This window comes from Pseudomonas sp. 2995-3, assembly GCF_002742565.1.
In the GTDB taxonomy this organism is placed as follows: Bacteria; Pseudomonadota; Gammaproteobacteria; order Pseudomonadales; family Pseudomonadaceae; genus Aquipseudomonas; species Aquipseudomonas edaphica.
The window spans coordinates 147,377-170,192 of the sequence record NZ_LJSB01000194.1 but is presented as its reverse complement, the minus strand read 5'-3'; the positions used below and the strand labels follow the sequence as shown (position 1 = coordinate 170,192).

General features: G+C 59.3%; 20 protein-coding genes. 14 read left to right on the top strand and 6 right to left on the bottom strand.

What is annotated here, in order from left to right:
• Positions 1–202 precede the first annotated feature (202 nt).
• On the top strand, positions 203–1,318 hold the full coding sequence (locus AOA62_RS17725; protein WP_099549311.1) for a Gfo/Idh/MocA family protein: 1,116 nt from the start codon (positions 203–205) through the stop codon (positions 1,316–1,318).
• A gap of 35 nt (positions 1,319–1,353) precedes the next feature.
• Here AOA62_RS17725 and AOA62_RS17720 read toward each other — a convergent pair whose 3' ends face one another.
• Complete coding sequence (locus AOA62_RS17720; protein WP_099549310.1) at positions 1,354–2,979, bottom strand: methyl-accepting chemotaxis protein; 1,626 nt, start codon at positions 2,977–2,979, stop codon at positions 1,354–1,356.
• 234 nt (positions 2,980–3,213) lie between these two features.
• Here AOA62_RS17720 and AOA62_RS17715 point away from each other — a divergent pair, with 234 nt between their 5' ends.
• Genes AOA62_RS17715 through AOA62_RS17705 form a run of 3 tightly spaced genes read left to right on the top strand, consistent with a single transcriptional unit; the run spans position 3,214 to position 5,673 of the window.
• Positions 3,214–4,641: a nucleobase:cation symporter-2 family protein gene (locus AOA62_RS17715; RefSeq protein WP_017138142.1), complete on the top strand. Its 1,428-nt coding sequence runs from the start codon at positions 3,214–3,216 to the stop codon at positions 4,639–4,641.
• 13 nt (positions 4,642–4,654) lie between these two features.
• Positions 4,655–5,116 carry an LEA type 2 family protein gene (locus AOA62_RS17710; RefSeq protein WP_017138141.1) on the top strand — a complete coding sequence of 154 codons (462 nt, stop codon included), beginning with the start codon at positions 4,655–4,657 and terminating at the stop codon, positions 5,114–5,116.
• Between the two features lie 5 nt (positions 5,117–5,121).
• Positions 5,122–5,673 carry a GNAT family N-acetyltransferase gene (locus tag AOA62_RS17705; RefSeq protein ID WP_017138140.1) on the top strand — a complete coding sequence of 184 codons (552 nt, stop codon included), beginning with the start codon at positions 5,122–5,124 and terminating at the stop codon, positions 5,671–5,673.
• Positions 5,674–5,780: 107 nt separating this feature from the next.
• Here AOA62_RS17705 and AOA62_RS17700 read toward each other — a convergent pair whose 3' ends face one another.
• A complete protein-coding gene (locus AOA62_RS17700; protein ID WP_099549309.1) occupies positions 5,781–6,707 on the bottom strand; it encodes a carbon-nitrogen hydrolase family protein in 927 nt (308 codons plus the stop codon).
• Between the two features lie 81 nt (positions 6,708–6,788).
• Here AOA62_RS17700 and AOA62_RS17695 point away from each other — a divergent pair, with 81 nt between their 5' ends.
• Positions 6,789–7,697, top strand: a complete 909-nt coding sequence (locus tag AOA62_RS17695) for a LysR family transcriptional regulator (protein ID WP_099549308.1) — start codon at positions 6,789–6,791, stop codon at positions 7,695–7,697.
• On the opposite strand, the gene AOA62_RS17690 is transcribed toward AOA62_RS17695, so the two are convergent.
• Positions 7,690–7,944, bottom strand: coding sequence for a hypothetical protein (locus tag AOA62_RS17690; RefSeq protein ID WP_003190904.1), 255 nt, complete (start codon positions 7,942–7,944; stop codon positions 7,690–7,692). The two genes, AOA62_RS17695 and AOA62_RS17690, sit on opposite strands and share 8 nt — an antisense overlap.
• Before the next feature lie 163 nt (positions 7,945–8,107).
• Here AOA62_RS17690 and AOA62_RS17685 point away from each other — a divergent pair, with 163 nt between their 5' ends.
• On the top strand, positions 8,108–8,428 hold the full coding sequence (locus AOA62_RS17685; protein WP_017138137.1) for a YqjD family protein: 321 nt from the start codon (positions 8,108–8,110) through the stop codon (positions 8,426–8,428).
• A gap of 33 nt (positions 8,429–8,461) precedes the next feature.
• On the opposite strand, the gene AOA62_RS17680 is transcribed toward AOA62_RS17685, so the two are convergent.
• On the bottom strand, positions 8,462–9,499 hold the full coding sequence (locus AOA62_RS17680) for an Ldh family oxidoreductase (protein WP_099549307.1): 1,038 nt from the start codon (positions 9,497–9,499) through the stop codon (positions 8,462–8,464).
• A gap of 183 nt (positions 9,500–9,682) precedes the next feature.
• Here AOA62_RS17680 and AOA62_RS17675 point away from each other — a divergent pair, with 183 nt between their 5' ends.
• Positions 9,683–14,827, top strand: a complete 5,145-nt coding sequence (locus AOA62_RS17675) for a DUF6543 domain-containing protein (protein WP_099549306.1) — start codon at positions 9,683–9,685, stop codon at positions 14,825–14,827.
• 19 nt (positions 14,828–14,846) lie between these two features.
• Here the strand turns inward: AOA62_RS17675 and AOA62_RS17670 are convergent, their stop codons facing one another.
• Positions 14,847–15,116: a PepSY domain-containing protein gene (locus AOA62_RS17670; protein ID WP_017138134.1), complete on the bottom strand. Its 270-nt coding sequence runs from the start codon at positions 15,114–15,116 to the stop codon at positions 14,847–14,849.
• A gap of 152 nt (positions 15,117–15,268) precedes the next feature.
• Here AOA62_RS17670 and AOA62_RS17665 point away from each other — a divergent pair, with 152 nt between their 5' ends.
• From AOA62_RS17665 to AOA62_RS17635, 7 genes are all read left to right on the top strand, one after another.
• A complete protein-coding gene (locus AOA62_RS17665; RefSeq protein ID WP_017138133.1) occupies positions 15,269–16,264 on the top strand; it encodes a FecR family protein in 996 nt (331 codons plus the stop codon).
• Between the two features lie 318 nt (positions 16,265–16,582).
• Complete coding sequence (locus tag AOA62_RS17660; protein WP_017138131.1) at positions 16,583–17,041, top strand: hypothetical protein; 459 nt, start codon at positions 16,583–16,585, stop codon at positions 17,039–17,041.
• A complete protein-coding gene (locus AOA62_RS17655; protein WP_017138130.1) occupies positions 17,038–17,601 on the top strand; it encodes a hypothetical protein in 564 nt (187 codons plus the stop codon). Before AOA62_RS17660 ends, AOA62_RS17655 begins: the two co-directional genes overlap by 4 nt.
• A gap of 67 nt (positions 17,602–17,668) precedes the next feature.
• Positions 17,669–18,352, top strand: a complete 684-nt coding sequence (locus AOA62_RS17650) for a hypothetical protein (RefSeq protein WP_017138129.1) — start codon at positions 17,669–17,671, stop codon at positions 18,350–18,352.
• A 62-nt stretch (positions 18,353–18,414) separates the two neighbouring features.
• Positions 18,415–19,092: a C39 family peptidase gene (locus AOA62_RS17645; protein ID WP_017138128.1), complete on the top strand. Its 678-nt coding sequence runs from the start codon at positions 18,415–18,417 to the stop codon at positions 19,090–19,092.
• A gap of 37 nt (positions 19,093–19,129) precedes the next feature.
• A complete protein-coding gene (locus AOA62_RS17640) occupies positions 19,130–19,879 on the top strand; it encodes a hypothetical protein (protein ID WP_099549305.1) in 750 nt (249 codons plus the stop codon).
• Between the two features lie 49 nt (positions 19,880–19,928).
• Positions 19,929–21,227 carry a transporter gene (locus AOA62_RS17635; RefSeq protein WP_099549304.1) on the top strand — a complete coding sequence of 433 codons (1,299 nt, stop codon included), beginning with the start codon at positions 19,929–19,931 and terminating at the stop codon, positions 21,225–21,227.
• An 86-nt stretch (positions 21,228–21,313) separates the two neighbouring features.
• Here AOA62_RS17635 and AOA62_RS17630 read toward each other — a convergent pair whose 3' ends face one another.
• Positions 21,314–22,639, bottom strand: coding sequence for a sigma-54 dependent transcriptional regulator (locus AOA62_RS17630; RefSeq protein ID WP_099549303.1), 1,326 nt, complete (start codon positions 22,637–22,639; stop codon positions 21,314–21,316).
• Positions 22,640–22,816 lie beyond the last annotated feature (177 nt).

Here is a 22,816-nt window from a genome sequence, read left to right as displayed (position 1 = left end):
CAGGGGCCATCCTATCGGGCTTTGGAATCGTCTGACAATCGGCGCTACGTTATCTTTTGTTAACTGACGGGTTTTGGCGCTGGCCTGAATATGCCTGCATTACCCAGGCTGATTAATGAATTTTTATTCCATCTATTGAATTATGGGAATTTTTATTCCATTAATAGCCTTCCTGACAACAATAATCCAAAGGACCACGGCGATGCGTGAACTCGGAATCGGCTTGATCGGTACAGGCTTTATGGGGCGCGCCCATGCGCTGGCGTTCAACAATGCCCGCGCGGTATTCGAACTGCCGGTACACCTCAAGCTGGCGGCGCTGGCCGATGCCGACACCGAACGCGCCCAACGTTGCGCCACGGCCTGGGGCTTTGCCCAGGCCCACGGTGACTGGCAGGCGCTGGTCAACGACCCTAATGTTGATGTGGTGGCCATCACCACGCCCAATCACTTGCACTACCCCATGGCCATGGCGGCCATTGCGGCGGGCAAGGCGGTGTATTGCGAAAAACCCCTGGCGGTCAGCCTGGAACAGGCCGACGCCATGCGCCGTGCCGCAAGTGCTGCCGGCGTGGTCACCCGGGTCGGTTACAACTACCAGCACAACCCGATGATTGGCCTGGCCAGGCAGATGATTGTCGACGGCGAACTGGGCGAGATCATCAGCTTCCAGGGCGAGTTCAGCGAAGACTTCATGGCCGACCCGGCCTCGCCGTGGTCATGGCGCTGTGAAGTGGAACATGCCGGTGGCGCGCTGGCGGATCTGGGCAGCCATCTGCTGTCGATGGCGCGCTATCTGGTGGGCGACGTGGTGAGCGTGTGTGCCGACACACACACCGTGCATGCCCAACGCCCTGCCGTCAAAGGCAGCAACGCGCTCAAACCCATTGCAGTGGATGACCAAGTGCATGCACTGCTGCGTTTCGCCAATGGCGCCCGTGGCACCGTGAGCAGCAGTTGGCTCAAGCAGGGCTACAAGAACCACCTGAGTTTTGAAATCAGCGGCACTCAAGGCACGTTGGCGTTCGATCAGGAACGCTTGAATGAACTGCGCGTATGCCGCGCCGGCCAGGACGGTTTCCAGCGTGTGCTCGCCGGCCCCGCCCTGCCCGGCTATGCCGCATTCAGCCCGGCTGCCGGGCATCAGCTGGGTTACAACGAGCTGAAGACCCTGGAAGTGCAGGAGCTGGTCATGGCGCTGGCGGGGCAAGGTGCAGCGGGCACTGACTTTGAAGCCGCCTGGGCGGTCGAGCGGCTGGCAACGGCGATTCGCCTGGCCGCCCGTGAGGAGCGCTGGGTCGACGTAGGTGAGGTCTGATCAAGGGGAGCGGCGTGCTCCCCCGTGTGCTCAATTCAGATAACGAACCGCGCGACCATCCCATTCAGATCCACCGCCAGGCGCGACAGTTCATGGCTGGCCGCGCTGGTCTGGTTGGCACCCGCCGCCGACTGAGTTGCCAAGTCGCGGATGTTGACGAGGTTGCGATCCACTTCACGGGACACTTGGGCCTGCTCTTCCGAGGCGCTGGCGATGACCAGGTTGCGCTCGTTGATCAAGCTGATCGACTGGGTGATCTGCTCCAGGGCCACACCGGCCGCGCGGGCCAGCTCCAGGGTGGTCTGGGTGCGTTGGTTGCTCTGTTGCATTGATTGCACGGCTTCACCGGTACCGCTCTGGATGCCGGCGACCATCTTTTCAATTTCCTGAGTCGATTGCGCCGTGCGGTGCGCCAAGGCGCGGACTTCGTCGGCCACCACCGCAAACCCACGCCCGGCTTCACCGGCGCGCGCGGCTTCAATCGCTGCGTTCAGCGCCAGCAGGTTGGTCTGTTCGGCAATCGCGCGGATCACGTCGAGCACCTTGCCGATATCACGGCCCTGGGTTGCCAGGCCTTCAATCATCAACGCAGTGTTTTGCACGTCCTGGGTCATGGTCTGGATTGCACCGACGGTTTCCACCACGCGGTCACGCCCTTCCCGCGCCGCCTGGTTGGACTGGCTGGAAGCTTCGGAGGTGGACACCGCATTGCGCGCCACTTCTTCGACAGCGGCGGTCATCTCGTTGACGGCCGTGGCGGCCTGGTCGATTTCGTTGTTTTGCTGTTGCAGGCCTTTGGAGGCTTCTTCGGTGACCGCACTGAGCTCTTCGGCGGCAGACGCCAGTTGCGTGGCCGAGCCGGCGATGTGCTGGATGGTCTGGCGCAGGTTGGTTTGCATCGCCGACAAGGCGCCCAGCAGGCGCGCAGGCTCGTCCTTGCCGGCATCTTCGATAACTTTGGTGAGGTTGCCACCGGCAATGGTTTCGGCCACTTCCAACGCTTTGCGCAGCGGCGTGACGATGCTGCGGGTCAGCAGCCAGGCGAGCAGTACCGTCATGAGCGCCGCCGCGACGGCCACAATGACGATGCCCGTCACCGCCTGCTGGTAGCTGCCTTCAGCTTCCCGGCCGGCCGTGTCGGCATCGGCACTGTTGATGGCGATCAGTTTGTTCAGTTGCTCGCCCATCAGGTCGGTGCCGTCCTTGATGCGCGTATTGATGAGGGTGCGCATGTCCTCGACTTTATTCTGCTGGGACAACGACATCATTTCAGCCTGGGCGGCCAGATAGCTGTCGAGCGTGGCGGTGAAAGACTTGTATAAAGCAGCCTCATCAGCACCCGCCGGCAAAACGGCATAGGCGCTCTGGGCCTGCTTGACCTTGTCGACCAGCACGGCCACGCGGGTTTTGGCCTCTTCGAGCGCGGCCGGCTCGCGGTTGATCAAGATGCGGAACGAGAGAATGCGCAAGCGCAGTACGTTCTCGGTCATGTTGCCGAGTAACTTCACGCTGGGTAACTGGTTGGTCCCCATATCTACTGAGGCCTGGCGGATCGTACCCATGCGGTTGACCGCAAACACGCCAAGAATCACAACGAGCAATGCAATGAACGCAAAACCGAGAAAAGCGCGAGGTGCAATATTCAGATTACGAAGGGACATAGCGGTGCTCTCAAGAAGTAGTGTTGGCGCGCATCCCTGCCGCGACACGATCCGTTAGCGGCAACGCGCGTCTCGGACCGTCAGGCGCCACTGTTTTAATTGGTGTGTGGGCCTATTCAGGCTATCGGCAGGCTTGAGAAATTAATCGGTACATTTCGAAATATTTTTTCACACTTCTGACAGCCGACACTTTCTGGCATCCTGCGCCTCCATTTTCTGACCCGAGCCTGCACTTTGTCTGACGCTCAAGCTCCCCGCCCCCGCTATAAATCCGACCTGATCTACGGCCTGGAAGACCGCCCGCACTTCACCGCGGCGATTTTTGCCGCGCTGCAACATGTGCTGGCCAGCTTCGTCGGCATCATTACGCCCACGCTGATCGTCGGCGGCGTACTCGGCCTGGAAAGCGAGGTGCCCTACCTGGTGAGCATGGCGCTGTTCGTGTCCGGGCTTGGCACCTTTGTGCAGGCGCGCACATTCGGCCCGGTGGGTTCCGGCCTGTTGTGCCTGCAAGGCACCAGTTTTTCGTTTATCAGCGTGATCCTCAGCGCCGGGTTCATGGTCAAGGCGCGGGGCGGTGGCACCGACGAGATTCTCTCGACGATTTTTGGCATCTGTTTTTTCGCCGCGTTTATCGAGGTGGTGCTCAGCCAGTTCATCGGCAAGCTGCGCAAGCTGATTACTCCAGTGGTCACCGGCACCATCATTACCTTGATGGGTTTGTCGCTGATCAAGGTAGCCGTCACCGACATGGCCGGCGGCTTTGGGGCAAGCGACCTGGGTGCAGCGGGCAACATGGGGCTGGCAGCTCTGGTGCTGTTGACCATCGTGGTCCTCAACCGCTTCAGCAACCCGTTCCTGCGCCTGGGCTCGATCGTGATCGGCTTGACCCTGGGTTTTGTCGTTGCCTGGATGATGGGCCGTGTGGATTTGGCCGCCCTGCCCCAGGTGCCGTTGATCAGCGTGCCGGTGCCGTTCAAGTACGGGTTCTCGTTCGATTGGGTGGCGTTTATCCCGGTGGCGGTGATCTTTTTGATTTCGCCGCTGGAGGCTGCCGGAGACCTGACCGCCAACTCGATGATTTCCCAGCAGCCGGTCAAAGGCCCGCTGTACATCAAGCGCATCAAGTCCGGCCTGTTGGCCGACGGCCTCAACTCGGCGATGGCAGCCACGTTCAACAGCCTGCCAATGGTGACCTTCGCCCAGAACAACGGCGTGATCCAGCTTACCGGCGTGGCCAGCCGCTATGTCGCGTACTTTATCGCCGGCCTGCTGGTGCTGCTGGGGCTGTTCCCGATGATCGGCGCGGTGCTGCAACTGATGCCCAAACCGGTATTGGGCGGTGCCACGCTGATCATGTTCGGCACCGTGGCCGTGGCCGGGATCAAGATCCTCGCCGAAGCCGGGCTGCACCGGCGCAATGTGCTGATCGTGGCGATCTCCCTGGGGATGGGCCTGGGTGTGGCTGCTGTACCGCAAGTGCTGCGCGACCTGCCCAAGGCGCTGCACAACATCTTTGAATCGCCGATCACGGTGGGCGCGTTCTGTGCAATCCTGCTGAACATTTTCTTGCCGGAGGAGTTCTTAGAGCTGGAAGAGGATGAATTTGATCCGGAGTCCTCTACCCTCAAGGTCATGCAGGATCCGGACGTCACGAAATAGGAGCACCTTTGTTATGCGCAAGCTCATGGTTCTATCGTTACTGCTGCTGACCTTGAGCGCCTGTGCGCTGTTCCCCAATCGCGACCCGGTCAATATCAGTGTGGTGGGTATCGAGCCGCTGCAAAGCCAGGACCTGGAAGTGCGTTTCGCCGTGAAGCTGCGGGTGCAAAACCCCAATGAAACGGCGATCGACTACAGTGGTGTGGCCCTGGACCTGGACGTGAATGGGCGCCCATTGGCGTCCGGCGTGAGCGATCAGGCCGGAAGCATCCCACGCTTTTCCGAGACAGTGCTGATGGTGCCGGTGAGCGTTTCGGCGTTTTCTGTGCTGCGTCAGACCTTGGGTCTCAGCCAGACCCAAAGCCTGAACAACCTGCCTTACACACTGCGCGGCAAACTCGCAGGTGGCCTGTTCGGTACCATGCGCTTTGTGGAACGCGGCACCCTGGACCTGCCCAACACTGCGACCTGGTAACGGCCATGCAACCGACGTTGTTTACTCAAAGACTGATCCTGCACCCATTGACCCTGGAGGATGCCGAGGACACCCAGGCGCAATTCGCGCACTGGGACGTGGTGCGTTACCTGTCTGCCGAGGTGCCCTGGCCGTACCCGGCGGACGGCGCTCGCCGCTACCTGGAACAGGTGGCCTTGCCGGGCATGGCCCGTGGCGACCAATGGCACTGGTCGATCCGCCTCAAACACGCGCCGCAACAGTTGATCGGCAATATCAACTTGACGGACGAGCAAGACGACAACCGAGGGTTCTGGCTGGGCCCGCAATGGCAAGGCCAGGGCTTTATGACTGAAGCCTGTGCGGCGGTGACGGAGTACTGGTTCGATGTGCTTAAACGCCCGCGGATGCGCGTGCCCAAGGCTGCGCCTAACCTGGCGTCGCGGCGGATTTCCGAGCGCACCGGGATGCGCCTGATCCGCACGCAGATGGGTGAGTTTGTAGAAGGTACGTTGCCACGCGACATTTGGGAGATTACCCGCGAAGAGTGGTTGGCATTCAGATCTTCCAAACGCTGAAGATCTGATGTGGGAGCTGGCTTGCCTGCGATGCAGACACCTCGGTACATCAGGCACACCGAGTTGAGGCCATCGCAGGCAAGCCAGTTCCCACATTTTTACCGTGTTTAATCAGTCAGTGTGCGCACGCCCGGCTTGGCGCGTTCATCCACCACCAACTCGAATATGTCCGGCCGCGCGTAATGCCCCACCACATCGTAGTCATAGCGCGCCTGCACCAAATCATCGGTGTTGATCTGCGCGGTCAGCAAGCCCTCTTCACCCACCAGTGGGCCTGCCAGGATGTCACCCATCGGCCCGACGATCACACTGCCGCCGGCGATCAACGGACGCTCTGACGGCCAGTTGGCAACCTGCGTGCCCAGCGCCTCGGGCGAAGCCTGCACCTGGCAGGCACTCACCACAAAGCAGCGGCCTTCATGGGCGATGTGGCGCATGCTCACTTGCCACATTTCACGCTCATCGACCGTCGGCGCGCACCACACTTGCACGCCTTTGGCGTACATCGCCGTGCGCAGCAGCGGCATCATGTTTTCCCAGCACACCGCGCCGCCCAAACGCCCAACTTGCGCGTCGATCACCGGCAAGGCCGAGCCATCGCCCCTGCCCCATATCAGCCGCTCAGTGCCTGTGGGCATCAACTTGCGGTGCTTGGCCACCAGGCCGCCGGTGGGTTCGAAATACAGCACGGTGCAATACAGCGTGCTGCCACTGCGTTCGATCACGCCGAGTACCAGGCTGGCGCCGGTGCGTGCGGACAAGCCAGCAAGCGCCTCGGTCTCGGCGCCCGGCACATCGATGGCATTGGCAAAATAGCGTGCAAAGGCTTCGCGCCCCTCCGGCAAGCGGTAGCCCAACTGCGTGCCGAAGGTTTCGCCCTTCGGATAACCGCCGAGCAACGCTTCGGGCATCACCACCAATTGCGCGCCACTGCGCACAATCGCGTCCTCATAGGTGAGGATCTGCGCCAGGGTGTCAGCCTTGCCACCCGGCAAGGATCCGATCTGCAACGCCGCCACGGTAGAAATGGGCATCAGGTTCACTCCAGTTAAAGGGGTTGCCCATTCTCCGGCGAGGGGCAATCATGAATAAAGCCCCCATCAGTGCTAAATGATATGAGCCAAATAAATATCGCCCAAGTTGACTTGAACCTGCTGAAAACCTTCGAAGCCTTGCACGACGAGTCCAGCGCCAGCCGCGCAGCCTTGCGCCTGGGCGTCACGCAATCGGCGATCAGCGCCGGCCTGCGGCGGTTACGTGACGTGTACGGCGACCCACTGTTCGTGCGCACCGGGCGTGGGCTGGCGCCGACCTTGCGTGCCAATCAGTTGAAACCGGTGATCAGCGAGGCACTGGACCGTTGTCGGCAGAGCCTGGCAATGATCAACCCGGCCAACCCGAACTATCAGGGCCGCTCGGTGGTGTTGGGCATGTCCGATGACTTCGAGATTGCCCATGGCCGGCGGCTGATGGCCGAAATTGCCCGGCGCGCGCCGAATCTGCGGGTGATTTTCCGCCAGACCCACAGCCAAATCGTGGCAGGCGCCCTGCTCGAGCGCAGCCTGGACCTGGCGATCACCGCCGGCGGCTTTGCCGAGCGCAGGTTGAGCCGGCACGTGCTGGGCGAAGGCGATTACCGCTGCCTGGTCGACCCACACAGCCTGGCGCCGGGCCAAGACGGCATCAGCCTGGAGGAATTCGTGGCACGCGAACATGTACTGGTGTCGTCGGGCGGGTTTATCGGGATTACCGATGAAGGGTTGGCGGCTAAAGGGTTGAGCCGCCAGGTGTGTGCGTCCACCAGTCACTTTGCCGGGCTGCCGTTTTTGCTCAAGGGCAGCGCGGCGGTGGCGACGATTCCCGGGCATGCTGCCGAAGCGATTGCGCAGATGACCGGCTTGCGCGTACTGACTTGCCCACTGGCGTTGCCACGCTACCCGGTGGAGCTGGGTTGGCGTACCCAGGCGCAGTTGGATCCGCTGTTACTCAAAGTGCGTGAAGCGATTGTGGCCAGCTTTACTTAGCGGCGGCCATCAGCTTGTTGACTTCGCTGCGCACCATGTTGGAAAACTCCGGCGGCGACATGCCGTCCAGCTCGGCACGGACCCATTCGGCCCACTTGCCCTTACGCTTGGCACGCTCGCCGAACAAACGCGCAGCTTCGCCCTTGGCCTTACCCAGGTTGGTTTGCCACAGATCGTAAAGGCGTGACTTTTCATCTTCCAGTTCGGCGCGTTCGGCAAGGGTTTTGTTGGCCAGATTGAAGCTCATGTTGAATTACCTGCTGCACAAATAGGTGACATCTTACACTGTAGGTCGAAATATCCTGATCCGGATTTTGCCCGTAAGCCGCTCACGGCAAAAAAACTGCAACTTTTAGCCAAGCCCGACACTCCATTGTTCACTGCCACATTCACTCGCAAGGAGTCACACAATGGCCCGCAAAACTGCCGCCCAAGCTGTCGAAGATCAAATCAAGGATCAAGCTTTCAGTGAACTGACGGCCTTGATCGAAGAGTCGGACAAGCTGCTCAAAAGCAGCGCTTCGCTGGTAGGCGAAGAAGGTGAAACGCTGCGTGAGCAGGTCGCTATCAAGCTCAAGCAAGCACTGGACTCGGTGTCCAACGTGCGTGAACGCAGCAAGCCGGTGGTGGACGCCACCGAAAACTATATCGGTGGCCATCCATGGCAGACCGTGGCCATTTCCGCAGGCTTTGGCCTGGTGGTCGGCCTTTTGTTGGGTCGTCGCGGCTAAACCACAGGGGCTGCGCTGATAGCGCAGCCCTTTTTATGCTTCTGCCAGTGCCTGCAACTGCTTGAGCTCCTGCGCATCAATCTCGATGCCTGTTTCCTGCGACTTCGCCCGTGCGCGATGACGTCGATCCCCCGGCAACCGCCGCAACCCCGCCGCATGCATCTGTCGCACCAGTTCCTGGCTGCGCTCGGCAAAGCCTTGCCCGGCGGTTTTGCCAGGGTCAATCACGATCAGCAATTGGCCGGTCCATGGTGTGCGCGCGCCGGGATGATCGGCCCAATCGAATTCGAACGAAAAATTGCCGCCCGTCAGCGCCGCCGCCAGCAACTCAACCATCATCGACAGCGCTGACCCCTTGTGGCCACCGAACGGTAACAGCGCGCCGCCTTCAAGAATGGCTTTGGGATCTTGGGTCGGTTGGCCCAAGCTGTCCACGCCCATGCCCGGCGGCAAACGCTCGCCCTTGCGTGCTGCGATCTGCACGTCACCATGGGCAATGGCACTGGTGGCCAGGTCAAACACAATGGGTGGCCCATCGGCGCGCGGCGCGGCAAAAGCAATAGGGTTGGTGCCGAACAGCGGTCGATCCGCGCCATGGGGCACCACGCAGGTCATGCTGTTGACCACGCTGAGCGCTACCAGACCTTCTTCGGCAAAAGGTTCGACATCGGGCCATAAAGCCGCAAAGTGATGGGAGTTTCGAATCGCCAGCAGCGCGATCCCGGCGCTGCGCGCCTTGCGCACTAACAGCGAGCGCGCGGCCTCCAGTGCTGGTTGGGCAAAGCCGTTATCGGCATCCACACGCACAAAGCCTGAGGCCACATCCTCAACCACGGGCACCGCCTTGCCATTGACCCAGCCGCTGTTGAGCGTCGACACATACCCTGGAATGCGAAACACGCCGTGGCTATGCGCGCCGTCACGTTCAGCGCTGGCGCAATTGTGCGCAAGGATCGCCGCCACTTGCGGTGACGTACCGTGCCGCACAAAAACCTGTTGTAGCAGGGCCACTAACTCGGTGAAGCCGATTGCGGTTGAAGCCTTGGCAACTGTCGGAGACTGCGCAGACATTTGAAGCTCCGTTTTTATGATGGCGTTTTTATGATTAGGAGAGGCAACGAATGGACATTCAAGTGTTCGATTAAACACCACGCACTGTGCCTGCTGTCAACTTGCGACGGGCCTCAATAGTTACCCCCGCCCTCCGGTCACGCCTCCCTAGCCTGTCACTCCCCTACTTAACGGAGCAAGCCCATGACCGGCGTAACCCCCGCATATTTTTTTGACGAATTCCTGCTGCCGATTAAAAGAAACTCGCCGACCGACCGTGAGCGCGCGCTGGGGCTGACCGTCAAAGACCTCGATTGGCTGCACACGGTGTACCAAGCCAGCGATGCAGCACGTAACGATCCCGAACAGCAAACCTACCCCATGCGCGTCGAAAGACTGCTGATCAATGTATCGGGCCAGCCGCCTTTTCCACTTGCCGGCGCCTTTCTGATGAGCCCTGCCCCGGACGACGGCAAAGCACTGCTTTACACGCCTTATGGTGGTATTCAGGTGTTTGACGACCACGCCAGCCTGCTGGTCGACGTCGCCGAGCAACTGGCGGATGCGGTGCAGCGTGTCCAATTGTTGAGCTTTCTGTCGATTGCACAGCGCAACGCCTTGCCCGCCAGTACGCCGATAACGCTGACCGCCACCCTTGTCGAAGGCGCCGTCATGCAAGACCAGGAGCAAGTCCTGGAGGCCTGCCAGCAAGACAACGTGCGCGTCGTACTGGAGCAGCTGCAGACGACGCCCACGCTGTACGGCATGCTCGACACGCTGCTCAGCATCATGGCGCGCTCGTACTTCCCCAACCTGGATCAACGCGATACACGGGTCGATTTTTTTATCCAGGACCCGGCAGGCGGTCAGCGACGCTGGGTCAATTCCCTGCCATTGAGCGAAGCGTTCCTGCAGTTTTATGTGAGACATGCTTGGCCCCAGGACCAGATCCGTGAATATTTCAACCCGAAACACGTCACCAGCGCCTTCACCCCGGTAGAACGCGAACAAGATCAGCAGTACTGGGAAACCCTGATCAAAGAAACATCCGGCAGCTTGTCAAAACTGCTGGACAGCCTGCTGAAGACTTATTGGAACGAGGACATCGGCAACGAAACCTCACGCCTGAAACTCTTCACCCAGGTCATGGCGGATAAATTCCGCCTGGATGTCTTGCTCAAGCGTCAGGCGCAAATTCTCAACGCCGACGAAAGCCACACCCTTCAGGCATTGTTTCTACCAGACCAAGGCGCCCGCAACGCTCACGCCAACGAACTAAGCGTGGAAAAAGTACGCCTGCATGCGCCCTACCAGCACTATGTGGAACTGGCCAGCACGCTATTGATCAGCGAGAGCCACGCCTACCTGTACACGCAGTCGCGTGGGGTACAAGTACTCAAAGACATGGAAGATCTCAAAGTCACGCTATTGAGCATGCTCAAGGCCGCTGGCCACGAAGATGAACTGCTCAATTTCCTGTCGCTGGATGAGCGCGACACCTTTATTGGCCTGGATCAGATTAACATCGCCGCCCAACCCATTGCGGGTGACGTTTTTGCCGGCATGGTCGAAGACATTGCGGGCAAGCAGATCAGTAATATGAACCACGCACTGGACCTTTACCGACGCAGTGATGGCCAGATAAATCTGGATGCGCTGCTCGATTGCGCACTGGACATACGCACGATGCTGGACAGCCGCCTCGCAACGCTGGAAACCGCAGGGCGCTGGACGGCGCACCCGGTCACCAGCGGCAACGACCGGCCATCCACCGTGCGGGCAGAGCACGCCAAGGTGCAGCTACGGCGCCTCAGTGCCACTGAAGATGCACTGGCCACGGAGCGCAAACATCAGCCGACATTACGCTCAATGGTCACCCTCGCCCTGAATGCAGAACTGCAATCACAGCGCCTGGCGCTCAAGGCCGACGAGGTCTATATCAACACTTATCCCACCCGTGCCCAAGAGCGCGAGGAGCGTCCTTCGTTGACGTCGGTGAGCATGGTTGACCACTTCATTGAACGCCTGAGCGATGAAGCCTCGCGCGTTCCCAACAGTGTCACAACCGGGTTTTACAGCAAGCTCGAGCCGCATCTGGCGCAGAAGTTACCCAGCATGACCCTGAGTACTTTCAACATGATCAATGATCAAGTCTTGAAGGTGTTTGCCAACCACGAGATGCGCCAGCTTCCATTGCTGTTCCTCAGCAACATGAGCAAAAAACAGGCGCACTCGATGCTGCTTGGGTTGCGCAGTGAAGCCGAACTGAGACTGTTGGGCAAAACACTGCCGCCCAACAGCCAGGCAGTGATTGACACCGTCCTACGCACCGACAGCCTTGCACGCTTGACCCGCCACGGCCTGAACGGCTTTCTTCCGGACGCCTACACCTTGACACTGAACATTGGCACATCCGACACCGCCCATGCGCTTGCCAACCTGTTTGTGCTGACTGAACGCGGAGGCATCGACCCGCAGCGTTCGGGCCAGGCGGTGCTCTGGACGCCTCGGCGCGGGTATGAGGTATTCGCCTCGGTGCAAGCCTTGCGCGAGGAGATGAGTCAGCGCCTGGAGCACCCGATCAAGCGCTTGCCCCTGTTGGAAAACCTGGCTATTTCCTTGCGTGCGCCGCATCAGGCATATGGTCTGGGGCCACTGCAACGCATTGACGACAACTTGCTGGATAATCGTCTGAAAACCTACAGCGATTTCGTCATGGACGGTATCGACCAATTGCTTGCGAGCAAATGGGCCGCTCGCGCCTTGCAAAACCACATTGAAACGGCCTTGGAACACGCCGCGCCGACCAACCTTGCACGGGCCAGGGCGGTGGCGAGTGCCATGACCCATCAACAGGCTCTGCCCGTCTGGCTGGGTTTGGCACCCCCTCAGGATCAGCTTCATCAAGCCGAGCTGCTTGAGCAGTATCACAACAGTGCGCCTGACGAAAAAGACTACCTCAATGGCATCACCGCTATCGGCAAGCATGCGCACACGGCACTTCTGGCGTTGCTCAAGGCACGCTATCCCGAACAGCCACTGAACCCCGATGATGTAATGATCCCGTTGCATCAGGCGCTCGACGTGAATGTCTGCAGCCTGACCGACTTTGCTTTGCGGCATTGGCCCGACCTGGACGCCGAAAACATCCGCCCACGCTCACGCAACGCGACTGCCTTGCCGGCCACATTGGATGCCAGTGCCGTGGTGCAAATGGTGCGCCAACTGGACCTGAACAGCGCTTACCAGAAGTTGTTGCAAAGCCACCTGGACGCTAACACGGATGAAGGCCGTAAACGCCGAGGCCTGTATTGCCGACAGTTACCCTGGCAAACCCTGCAATACGCCCATGAGCAAAGGCTGCAGGAGCGGCTGACGGCGCAGGCACTGAGCCATGTTCAGCAGGTATTCGACATGCCGGACGCACTGGCGCGGGCTGAGCTCGACGGGGCAACGGCAATGTTCAGACCCTTGGAGTTGATTGCCACCGAAGGTGCTTCCCTGGCCAAGGTGCTGGGGATGTACTTGATTGGTCCCACAACCCGCAGCGCTGGGCCGCTGGTGCTGTACGCGCCCTACAGCGAAAACCATACACTCAAGGAGTATGCGAACGAGCAAGCGCTGCTGGATGAATTGACCAAGCCTGGAGAGCTTCAGGACTGGGTGGTGCTGCACCTGGAGGCGACGCATCAGGCAACCTACCGCAATTTGCTGCAAAACAACCGTCATCGCCCCCTCGATATCCGCCTGGCCTCGACCGTCGTCACCGGCAATGCCCTTCACTACCTGTTCGACGACAACACGCAGATATTGCTCAAAATGCTCGCCTGCCAATTCGAGAAAGGCGCGAAATCGCTCTGGGACAGGGTCATCTACCTGCTGCGCGAGGGCATCCCCGCAGCCGCTCAGTTCATGGCAGGAAAACTCGCGTATCCGCTGGCGGTGTGGCGAAGCTACAAAATGTTCAAACGTTCAGCCGATGCATTGCAGTTGCATCAGTGGAAGGCCGGCCTGAAGGATTTCATCATCGGCGTGGCTCATTTGGCCGCCCTGCACAATGAGCTTGAGGGCACCGAAGCCCCGCCGCCTACCGAAACGGAAGTATCACAAGCCAACCTGTCAGACGAAACCCTGCCCGCGGCCCCCCACCTGACGACCCTGGATATCACCGCACCCGCGCGTACCGGGTTGCAGCCTTTCGAAGCTCACGATGTCGCATTGAAGGACCTGGAACAGAGTGCTTCCAGCCATGTGTACATGGACAAGGCGAGCTTGAAAGACTATGTGCCACTGGCAGGCAAGGTGTACGCGGTGAAGAAAACCGCCGAGCGCTGGCGCCTGTCCAAGGATAAGCATGTGGGCGCGTATGTGGGCCGTAATTCACAAGGTAAATGGGTGCTGGACCTCAGCCTGCATAACCCGCGATATGGCAAAGTCATGTCGCGCATGCACACGCGGGCCGGCGAACGGGCAGCGATCAATATCGAGGCGACGGGCATGCGCGAAATTGCCGCACTCTCGAGTTGGAAAGCCCAAGTCATCACAGAAGGGTTAAACGTTGCGATCTATTACACCGTCAATTGCAAACGCAACATCGTTCAGTTTGCAAAACAGCGTGCGCCCGATAGCCGGGCAGGCCGCTTTTTAGGTGAATTATTCGGTGTCGTCAGCCTGACACCTGACCAGTTGAGCAGAGTCGAGAAAATAGTCGACCTGATATTGGATGAACTGAGCGATCCGACCCTGACCAGCGCCGACTCCAAGCGTTTTGTCAGTGGGACCAGCCGTGTCAGTGCAGCGCACCAATACGCGTTTGTCATTCCTGAAGACAGGGAGCGCAAGCTGTACCTGCTCAATCGGTTCTTTGATCCAGGTATGGACAGTTACCAGAACCGTTTGAATTCACCTTTTGACCTCTGCGCCCACGCCAGGGCGAGTACCCTGATTCACGAACTGACGCACTTGAAGCTCGAGACTGAAGACATCGCCTATCTTGACTCGATGCGGCCGTTCACCGACTTGATCAACGCGGCCAAACCGGGCGCCCAGATACTCAAAACAACCCTGGAGGACCTGCAAAGAACCGCGCTCTCCACCATGACGCCCGCGACGATGCTGTTCAAGACCTGGGATGATTACTCGGCGCAATGGGAAGACTATGGGCCTGACACTGCAACGGCTCACGTTAGACAAAAAGTCCTGAACACCACCGGCACCAAGGACCTCAAGGATGCCCGCGACGTCTTCATGAGTAACGCCGACAAACGCATTGACACGATTTTGGCCAATGCCGACTCAGTGACTTACTTGATTACGCACTTGGGTCGTGTTTTGGATCCGGGGGCTTGAGCAGCCCCCGCCAGTCGCGTCAGTCTTTCTGATCGCGCAGAACGTTGCCGGAGGCGCCATCGATACGCGCTTCATACACGATGCCATCGGACTTGCGCCCTTTGACTTCCCAGTAACCGTTGTCATCGGCTTCGGCTTTGTAGACCTCGACATAGCCGGCCTTGGTCTTGGCGGTTTCAATGGCTTTTTCGATGGTGATCCAGCCCGCGCCCGGCTTATCGGCCAGGGCGGCGCCGGCGCTGAGCAGTGCGGTGGTTGCACACAGGGCGACTAAGGTTTTCTTCAGCATATTCGTTCTCCATTGTGGGAATGACGGACTCGTGTCCTGTGTTTTCTGATGTTTCCAAACGAGAATAAGTTCCAATTGATGTGCAATCGCCATGACGGCTGTTCTCGCCATCCGCCTTGGGAGGTTAGAATGTGGGAAATCAGGACGGTTTAATGACTCAACAGCCCCTTTCAGAAGACGACTATGACGCGATCACCGATGCCGCCGCGCATTGGTGCATGCGCCTGCATGCCAGTGATTGCTCGGCGGGCGAGCGTCGGGCTTTTGAACAATGGCACGACGCCCATCCGCTGCATGCCTTTGAGTATGCGGCCATGCTGGAAATCTGGGACGTGGCTGACCACCTGCCACGCAGCGAACCTGCTGCGGTTGTGCTGCCGTTAAAACCGCGCAGCCGCTTGCGCACTTACGCGGTGGCCGCCGCGATATGCCTCGCCGCCCTGCCGCTGGCCGCCTTTACCGGCTGGGAAGCGGGCTGGTTGCCCAGTTCCTATGAGCATTTCGAAGCCGACACGGGCTTGCGCAAAGTCACCCTCGGCGACGGCAGCCTGGTTGAATTGAACCTGGGCACCGAACTGGTCTACAGCCATTACAAGGATGAACGCCGCGTAACCTTGAACAAGGGCGAAGCGTTTTTCAAAGTCACCCATGACCGCCTTCACCCGTTTATCGTCAAAGCGGGCGAAGGCCAGGTTCGGGTGACCGGCACTCAGTTCAACGTCTGGAAATATGAAGACCAGGTGCGGGTGATGTTGCTTGAAGGCTCGGTGCAGATTTCCAGTGACAAGCAGCACGCCAGCGTGCCCCTTACCCCAGGCATGCAGGCCACTTACAACCTGGGCGATGCCACCCCGCAAATCGCTGCGATTAACCCCAATGATTCAACCCTGGCCTGGCGCCAGGGCAAACTGGTACTCGACAACCTGGCCCTGACGGACGCGTTGCCGCTGATCAACCGCTACCTGAACAAACCGGTGATGCTGGCAGATGCCAGTACCGGGGCGATTCGCATCGGCGGCATCTACAACATCAACGAGGTCAACAACCTCGTGCCTTCCCTGCCCAAGGTACTGCCGGTCTACCTGACCCAGAACCAGGACGGCAACACGGTCCTCAATTCCATACCGCGTAAAGCCCCCAAGGGCTGAGTCTGCCAGCCGGCAACGGCGAGTTTGCTCGCGCCCAAGTGTCCATTTTTGAAACACCTCCCTCGCTTGAATCGCCCGCCCGGTGCGCATTCATGGCTTTGTCACGTGCAGTGTTACATCGCTGAGACACCCTTGAGGCGGGGCCGGGCATGCCCCTTGACGGCGACACTGTTTCAACCCTGAAACAGCACCGCCATCACTTTGCCTCGTTTTATCTCCAACCCTCTGAATATAAACAATAAATAAAAAGCGGCACGCGTTCTGCTCTGTTCCTGATAACGCTGTTTAGGGTCAGCGTGAAGAACAAGGAACACTGCCATGGACACACACAATAAGGGCTCACTGAGCCTCCTGCTGATCAGCTGTGCACTGAGTGCCAGCGTGAGCGTTCCAGTGCTTGCGGCCGGTGATGGTGTGATCGTGGTTGAACGCCAGGTTCAACCTTATGCAATCGGTCGCTCACGCGGCCAAGACCCCTACCCCAATACCGTGAATGCCAACCCCTCGGCCCAAGTCAATCGCGCCATGAACCATGAGCTCAGCGATAACGACATTGCCGGTATCAGCAGCGGTTCCAGCATTACGCGCAGCATCATGCCAAACGGTGACATTACCGGTTTGAACTCTCTCGGTGGCGCCAACAACCTCGGCGCAGCGGGAGCAGCCGGCCACGGCAGTAGCGGCAGCGGTATTGCAGGCACGGTCAACGGTGCGATATCCAGTGGGCTCGCCCCTCTGAACAACATCAGCGGCATGGTGGGAGGAGCAATGAAATGAACCACTCCTGGATGCTTCTAGCAGCGCTCGGTTGCACAGCGGCGATGGCCGACAGCAATAACAACGCAACCATTGATAACTCGGGCCAGCAGTACAACGGTGTGGTGACGATCAACCAGGCCGCGGGTGACCAGCAACAACTGAGCAACAACGTCGCTATTGCGGTGGGCCACAATGCCCGGGCGAACATCGCCGTCACGCAAAAAATCAGCGGCGCGCCCACCGACCGCTCCCTGAACGCCAATGCTGCGATCCAGGGCAACTCCTTCAGTAATGGCAACGGTGCACTGAGTGTCAACCAGTCCGCCGGGGCCCAGAACCAGATGATCAATGCCGTGCGCATCAGCGTGAGTGCTGGCCCGCAAAGCATCGACGACAGCGTCATGTCGCAACAAAACGTTGCGCTTGCAACCGACTCAGGGTTGACCCCTACCACTGGCAGCCGCCAGGTCGTTACCAGCGACCAGGCCTTCACCGGCAGCCGTGGAGTGGTTCAGGTCAACCAGAGCGCCGGGGTGGGGAACCGAGTGGCTAACACCCTGAACTTACGACTCAACTGATGGAGCTGAGTCCATAGCTAGACCGTACCAACACTTAACCAACTAATTAGAAGCAAGGAGATACACCATGAAAACTTCAATGGCTCTTAAACCACTGGCTTTTGCTCTCGCTGCGCTCATGGCTGTTGCTGCTCAAGCGGGCGGTTATCACGCGCCTACCACGGCTGCTGCGACCACACAGGACGGTCAGAGCAACCATGGCAACGTGGTACTTAATGACAAAACCAAAAACAACGCCTCGGCCAATGATTCCTACAACAACATCAGTGGCGTGGCCAACGGCAACGTGCTGAGCGGCGACAACAACCAAGGCAAAAACGACGTTGCCATCGTTTCCGGGGATGCGGATTTCGTATTCGCCGCCACCGGTACCGCTCAATCGAACACCGGTAACTTTGTGGCCAACAGCGGCACTAGAAACAACGCTTCCCTTAACGACAGTGGCAACCACGCTTCAGGCGTGATTCAGCTGAACGCCGCATCGGGCACCTCCAACCAAGGCAGCAACAGCGTTGCAATTGCCTCGGGTAATGGCGACAGCGGTGCTGCAGCCGTCACTGGCGTGCAGGATGTGTCGGGCAACCTGACCCTCAACCTGGCCAGCGGCCACGGCTGGGGCAGCACCAAACCGGTGGTCAACAACGCCAGCGTGAACAACTCGATGAACTACAGCTCTGGGGTGTCGAACTCCAACGTTCTGTCGGGCAGCAACAACCAAGGTCAGAACAACGTAGCAATCACTCGCTTCTGATTCAGATCGGGCCTTGGCAACAAGGCCCTTTTTATTTCCAGTGTCCAGCAGGTCATACGATCATGCGCCTCACAGCTGCCCTCCTCTTGTTCGCACTCACCGGCCCGACCTGGGCGGCGCAAATGGCCGTTGTCATGCCAAACGGCGCGGTGGTGTACAAGAAGGTCGAAAGCATCCGCGAGCGCAAATTCGCCAACCTGGTGGAACAAAAAACCGATTTCAGCTGCGGCGCCGCCGCGCTGGCAACCATCCTGCGCCAAGCCTATTGGATGGACGTGGATGAAGACCACGTGATCAAGGGCATGCTGGTCAATGCCGACCAGAACCTGGTGCGCACCCAAGGCTTCTCGATGCTCGACATGAAGCGCTACCTGGAAAGCATCCACATGCGCGCCAAGGGCTACCGGATTACGCCTGAGGTACTCGTCACCGTGAAAGTGCCGGTGGTGGTGTTGCTGGACATTCGTGGCTACAAGCACTTTGTCGTGCTGCAACGGGCCGACAAAGACTGGGTGTATATCGGCGACCCCGTGCTGGGCAACAAGCGCTATGCCAAGAACGATTTCGTCAAGGGCTGGAACGGCATCGTGTTCGCGGTGATCGGTGAGGGTTACGACAAGGCCAACGCCTTGCTCACACCCCGTGCGCCGCTGACGGCCAAGAACCAGTTCAACGAGTTCAGCCCGGTACGCGACAGTGAATTGATGGACTTCGGTTTTATCCAGAGCGACTTCTTCTAGAAGCGCAATAAGGAGCAGGACGCTCCAGGAGCAAACGATGAACACTCGACGCTGGCTGACAGTCATGTGCCTGGCAGCCGCAGCACCTGCCTATGCTTCTTCGGCATTTAAGCCGATCGAGCTCAAGGACGCGGAAATGGCCGAGTTGCGCGGGCGCTATGTGATGCCCGGGCGGATTATCAGCTTTGGCATTGTGATGAGCAGCACCTGGACCAATGCCGCCGGCGCGACCGTGACCGGCACCGCCGACATGCAAGTCAACGCTTCCACCGTCACCCCGCAATTCTACGTGCAAATCACCGGTAACGACGGCACCGGCGTGATCAAACAGCCTGACGGCAAGGGCACCGTCGTCGGCGGTGCCGGCCTCGGCACCGGCCAGGGTGTCACGCAAAGCGTGCGCGCAGCGGGCGATGGCAACACGGCCAACAACGGCGTGGATATCAACGTGACGAAAAACGGCCTGGCGCCCGCCAACTACGTGCAGTCGGGTCAGGCATTGATTGCCGGCCAGCCGATCACCGGAGGCACAGCCGCCGGCCAAGTGACGGTCACGGCTAAAAACGGTGGCCTGCAAATGGCGCTCCAGGCCAATAACAATCAGGGCAATGTGGTGCAGCAAATCGGTGCCGGTAATGTGCTGCAAGGCACGGTTATTCAGGGCAACAGCAACTTCGTGAACAATATGACCCAACTTAATGTGGTCATGGGCAACAACGGTTTGAACAACATCACGCAGAACCTGAACCTGGATCAACTCAAAGGCCTACGCCCCTCCGGTTATTGAACTACGCTGAGCCTCGACACTTACGCATTAGAAAGGGACGGCTTATTTCATGCATCGATCTTTATCGTTACGTGCCGTGATTTGTTTGAGTACGCTCCTACCCGCTTCGGTGCTGTACGCCGCGCCGGATACCGATATCGAAACACTGAAGCAGGAACTGCTGGAGCTCAAGCAGCGTTATGAAGTGCAGCAAAAAGCACTGGCCGTATTGGAGCAACGCGTAAGGCAAGTGGAAGATCAGCCGGCAACACCTACGCCCAAACGCCTGGCCAAGTCGCCTGCCGACTTCCAGAAAGGCGGTACGACAGTGGCCGGCGTCGGCGCGGGCGCAGCGTCCGGCGGTGCAGCCGGTAACAGCTCGTACGGGCAAAGCCTGAAGGACGATTCCGCCCCGGCACAAAGTGTGAGCAACTTGTACAACGAGGCCAGCGGCTTTTTTGGCAATGGCAAGTTCAGCTTTGAAACCGGACTCACCTATGCCCGCTACGACGCGCGCCAATTGTCACTCAACGGCTTTCTGGCGTTGGACTCGATCTTCCTGGGCAATATCAACCTGGACCGGATCAAGTCGGACAGCTGGACCCTGGACCTCACCGGCCGCTACAACCTGGACAACCGTTGGCAGTTCGACCTGAACGTGCCGGTGGTGTATCGCGAAGCGACCTACCAGTCCGGTGGCGCCGGCGGCGATGCCAAGAATACGTCGGAAGCCTCAGTCAGCCGCGACCCAACCATTGGTGATGTCAACTTCGGCATCGCCTATAAATTCCTCGATGAGAGCGCCAGCCTGCCGGATGCGGTGGTGTCGCTGCGGGTCAAGGCACCGACCGGCAAGGAACCCTATGGCATCAAGCTGATCGAGCAAGCCAGCAATAACAACCTCGCCGTGCCGGAAAGCCTGCCGACCGGCAACGGGGTGTGGTCGGTCACGCCAGGTATTTCGCTGGTCAAGACGTTCGACCCCGCCGTGCTGTTCGGCTCGCTTTCCTACACCCATAACTTCGAAGACTCGTTCAGCGATATCAGCCCCAATCTCAATCAGAAGATCCCTGGCAAAGTCAGCCTGGGTGACAGCTTCCAACTCGGTGTCGGGGTGGCCTTCGCGCTCAATGAGAAGATGAGCATGTCGTTCTCGGTGTCTGACCTGGTGCAACGTAAAAGCAAGGTCAAGCAGAGCGGCCAGGACTGGCAATCGGTGGTGTCCAGCGATGCCAACGCCGGGTATTTCAACGTGGGCATGACGATTGCGGCGTCGGATAACCTGACGATCGTACCGAACCTGTCGATTGGGATGACCGATGATGCGCCGGACTTTACGTTCAGCCTGAAATTCCCGTATTACTTTTAGCAGTAGTGGGACGCGGAGCGTCCCAGGCAGCAAGGAAAAGCCCCGCAACGATAAGGGTCGTTGCGAGGCTTTTCGGTTTACCCGCCCTAGCGGATCTGGTGTTTGTGCAGCAACCGGTAGAACGTCGGCCGGGACACGCCCAGCACGCGGGCCGCGATACTCATGTTATCGCTGTGCCGGTTGAGCACATCGCACAACGCCTGGCGTTCAGCGCGGTGCTTGTAATCTTCCAGTGTAGCCATCGGTGGCGCAATTGCCTGCTCGCACTGCAACCCCAGGTCACCGGCTTCGATCTGACGCCCTTCTGCCAATACCAGGCCACGGCGCACGCGGTTCGCCAATTCGCGCACGTTGCCCGGCCACGGGTGTTGGCCCAGAGCAACCAGAGCATCCTCGCTGAAACTGCGCGGCCTGCGCCCGGTTTCCTGGCTGTAGAAACGTGAGAAATGGTTGGCCAGCATCGCAACGTCGCCGTGCCGCTCGCGCAGCGGCGCGGTTACCACCTGCAAGACATTAAGCCGGTAATACAAGTCTTCGCGAAAGGTGCCCTTCTCAACCGCCGCTTCCAGGTCCACGTGGGTCGCCGCCAGCACCCGCACATCCACCGGGATGGGCTGGCTGCCACCGACGCGCTCGATCTGCTTTTCCTGCAGGAAACGCAGCAAGTTGGCTTGCAGTTCCATTGGCAAGTCGCCGATCTCATCGAGAAACAACGTGCCACCGTGGGCCGCTTCGATACGCCCGACCTTGCGCTGATGCGCGCCGGTGAACGCACCTTTTTCATGGCCGAACAGTTCGGACTGGATCAGGTGCTCGGGAATGGCACCGCAGTTGATCGCGACAAAGGGCTTGGCATGACGCTGGGATTGGCGATGCAGGGTCTTGGCCACCAGCTCTTTGCCGGTGCCGCTGTCGCCGCGAATCAGCACCGGCGACTCTGTAGGTGCCAGCTTGGCGAGTAATTTGCGCAGCTCACGAATGGGCCGGCTGTCGCCCAGCAGCTCGTGTTCCTGCGCGTCGATCAGTGTGTGGCCCTTGCCGCGCAAGCGGGCCATGCCGAATGCACGCCCTAGCGTGACCTGCACGCGTGCCACATCAAACGGCAAAGTGTGGAAGTCAAAAAACCATTCACAGACAAAATCACCGACATTTTGCAGGCGTAGTACATCCTGGCTGAGCACCGCGATCCATTCGGTGCCGCTGCGGCTGATCAATTCCTTGACGGCCTCCGGGCGCTCCAGGTGATAGGGCTGCAGGCGCAACAGCCCCACATCGCACGACCTGTCGCCTACGGCGCCGAGCGTGCAGCTGTCCACTTCCCACCCCGCACTGTGCAAACCAGGCAATAGCTGGTGGCAGTCGTCGCACGGGTCGACTACAAGCAAGCGTCGTTGGACAGGTGTAACAACCATGACTATTCCTTGGCGCCAAAATTGTTAAAGTTATTTATAAACAACGGTTTGTGCGGCCTGGCGCTAACACTAGCAAGTTATTGACACAGCCTTTGTATTATTTCGCTATAAGTCTGGGCACAAAGCCATCTCGGCGTCGCTGGGGCCAAAAAATCAGGCGCGACCGCCACACTCAAT

Excerpts from the sequence above, each read along its gene's own strand:
- AOA62_RS17725 (WP_099549311.1), top strand. The coding sequence starts at position 203 with ATGCGTGAACTCGGAATCGGCTTGATCGGTACAGGCTTTATGGGGCGC.
- AOA62_RS17720 (WP_099549310.1), bottom strand. The coding sequence starts at position 2,979 with ATGTCCCTTCGTAATCTGAATATTGCACCTCGCGCTTTTCTCGGTTTT.
- AOA62_RS17710 (WP_017138141.1), top strand. The coding sequence starts at position 4,655 with ATGCGCAAGCTCATGGTTCTATCGTTACTGCTGCTGACCTTGAGCGCC.
- AOA62_RS17705 (WP_017138140.1), top strand. The coding sequence starts at position 5,122 with ATGCAACCGACGTTGTTTACTCAAAGACTGATCCTGCACCCATTGACC.
- AOA62_RS17700 (WP_099549309.1), bottom strand. The coding sequence starts at position 6,707 with ATGCCCATTTCTACCGTGGCGGCGTTGCAGATCGGATCCTTGCCGGGT.
- AOA62_RS17695 (WP_099549308.1), top strand. The coding sequence starts at position 6,789 with ATGAGCCAAATAAATATCGCCCAAGTTGACTTGAACCTGCTGAAAACC.
- AOA62_RS17690 (WP_003190904.1), bottom strand. The coding sequence starts at position 7,944 with ATGAGCTTCAATCTGGCCAACAAAACCCTTGCCGAACGCGCCGAACTG.
- AOA62_RS17685 (WP_017138137.1), top strand. The coding sequence starts at position 8,108 with ATGGCCCGCAAAACTGCCGCCCAAGCTGTCGAAGATCAAATCAAGGAT.
- AOA62_RS17680 (WP_099549307.1), bottom strand. The coding sequence starts at position 9,499 with ATGTCTGCGCAGTCTCCGACAGTTGCCAAGGCTTCAACCGCAATCGGC.
- AOA62_RS17675 (WP_099549306.1), top strand. The coding sequence starts at position 9,683 with ATGACCGGCGTAACCCCCGCATATTTTTTTGACGAATTCCTGCTGCCG.
- AOA62_RS17670 (WP_017138134.1), bottom strand. The coding sequence starts at position 15,116 with ATGCTGAAGAAAACCTTAGTCGCCCTGTGTGCAACCACCGCACTGCTC.
- AOA62_RS17665 (WP_017138133.1), top strand. The coding sequence starts at position 15,269 with ATGACTCAACAGCCCCTTTCAGAAGACGACTATGACGCGATCACCGAT.
- AOA62_RS17660 (WP_017138131.1), top strand. The coding sequence starts at position 16,583 with ATGGACACACACAATAAGGGCTCACTGAGCCTCCTGCTGATCAGCTGT.
- AOA62_RS17655 (WP_017138130.1), top strand. The coding sequence starts at position 17,038 with ATGAACCACTCCTGGATGCTTCTAGCAGCGCTCGGTTGCACAGCGGCG.
- AOA62_RS17650 (WP_017138129.1), top strand. The coding sequence starts at position 17,669 with ATGAAAACTTCAATGGCTCTTAAACCACTGGCTTTTGCTCTCGCTGCG.
- AOA62_RS17645 (WP_017138128.1), top strand. The coding sequence starts at position 18,415 with ATGCGCCTCACAGCTGCCCTCCTCTTGTTCGCACTCACCGGCCCGACC.
- AOA62_RS17640 (WP_099549305.1), top strand. The coding sequence starts at position 19,130 with ATGAACACTCGACGCTGGCTGACAGTCATGTGCCTGGCAGCCGCAGCA.
- AOA62_RS17635 (WP_099549304.1), top strand. The coding sequence starts at position 19,929 with ATGCATCGATCTTTATCGTTACGTGCCGTGATTTGTTTGAGTACGCTC.
- AOA62_RS17630 (WP_099549303.1), bottom strand. The coding sequence starts at position 22,639 with ATGGTTGTTACACCTGTCCAACGACGCTTGCTTGTAGTCGACCCGTGC.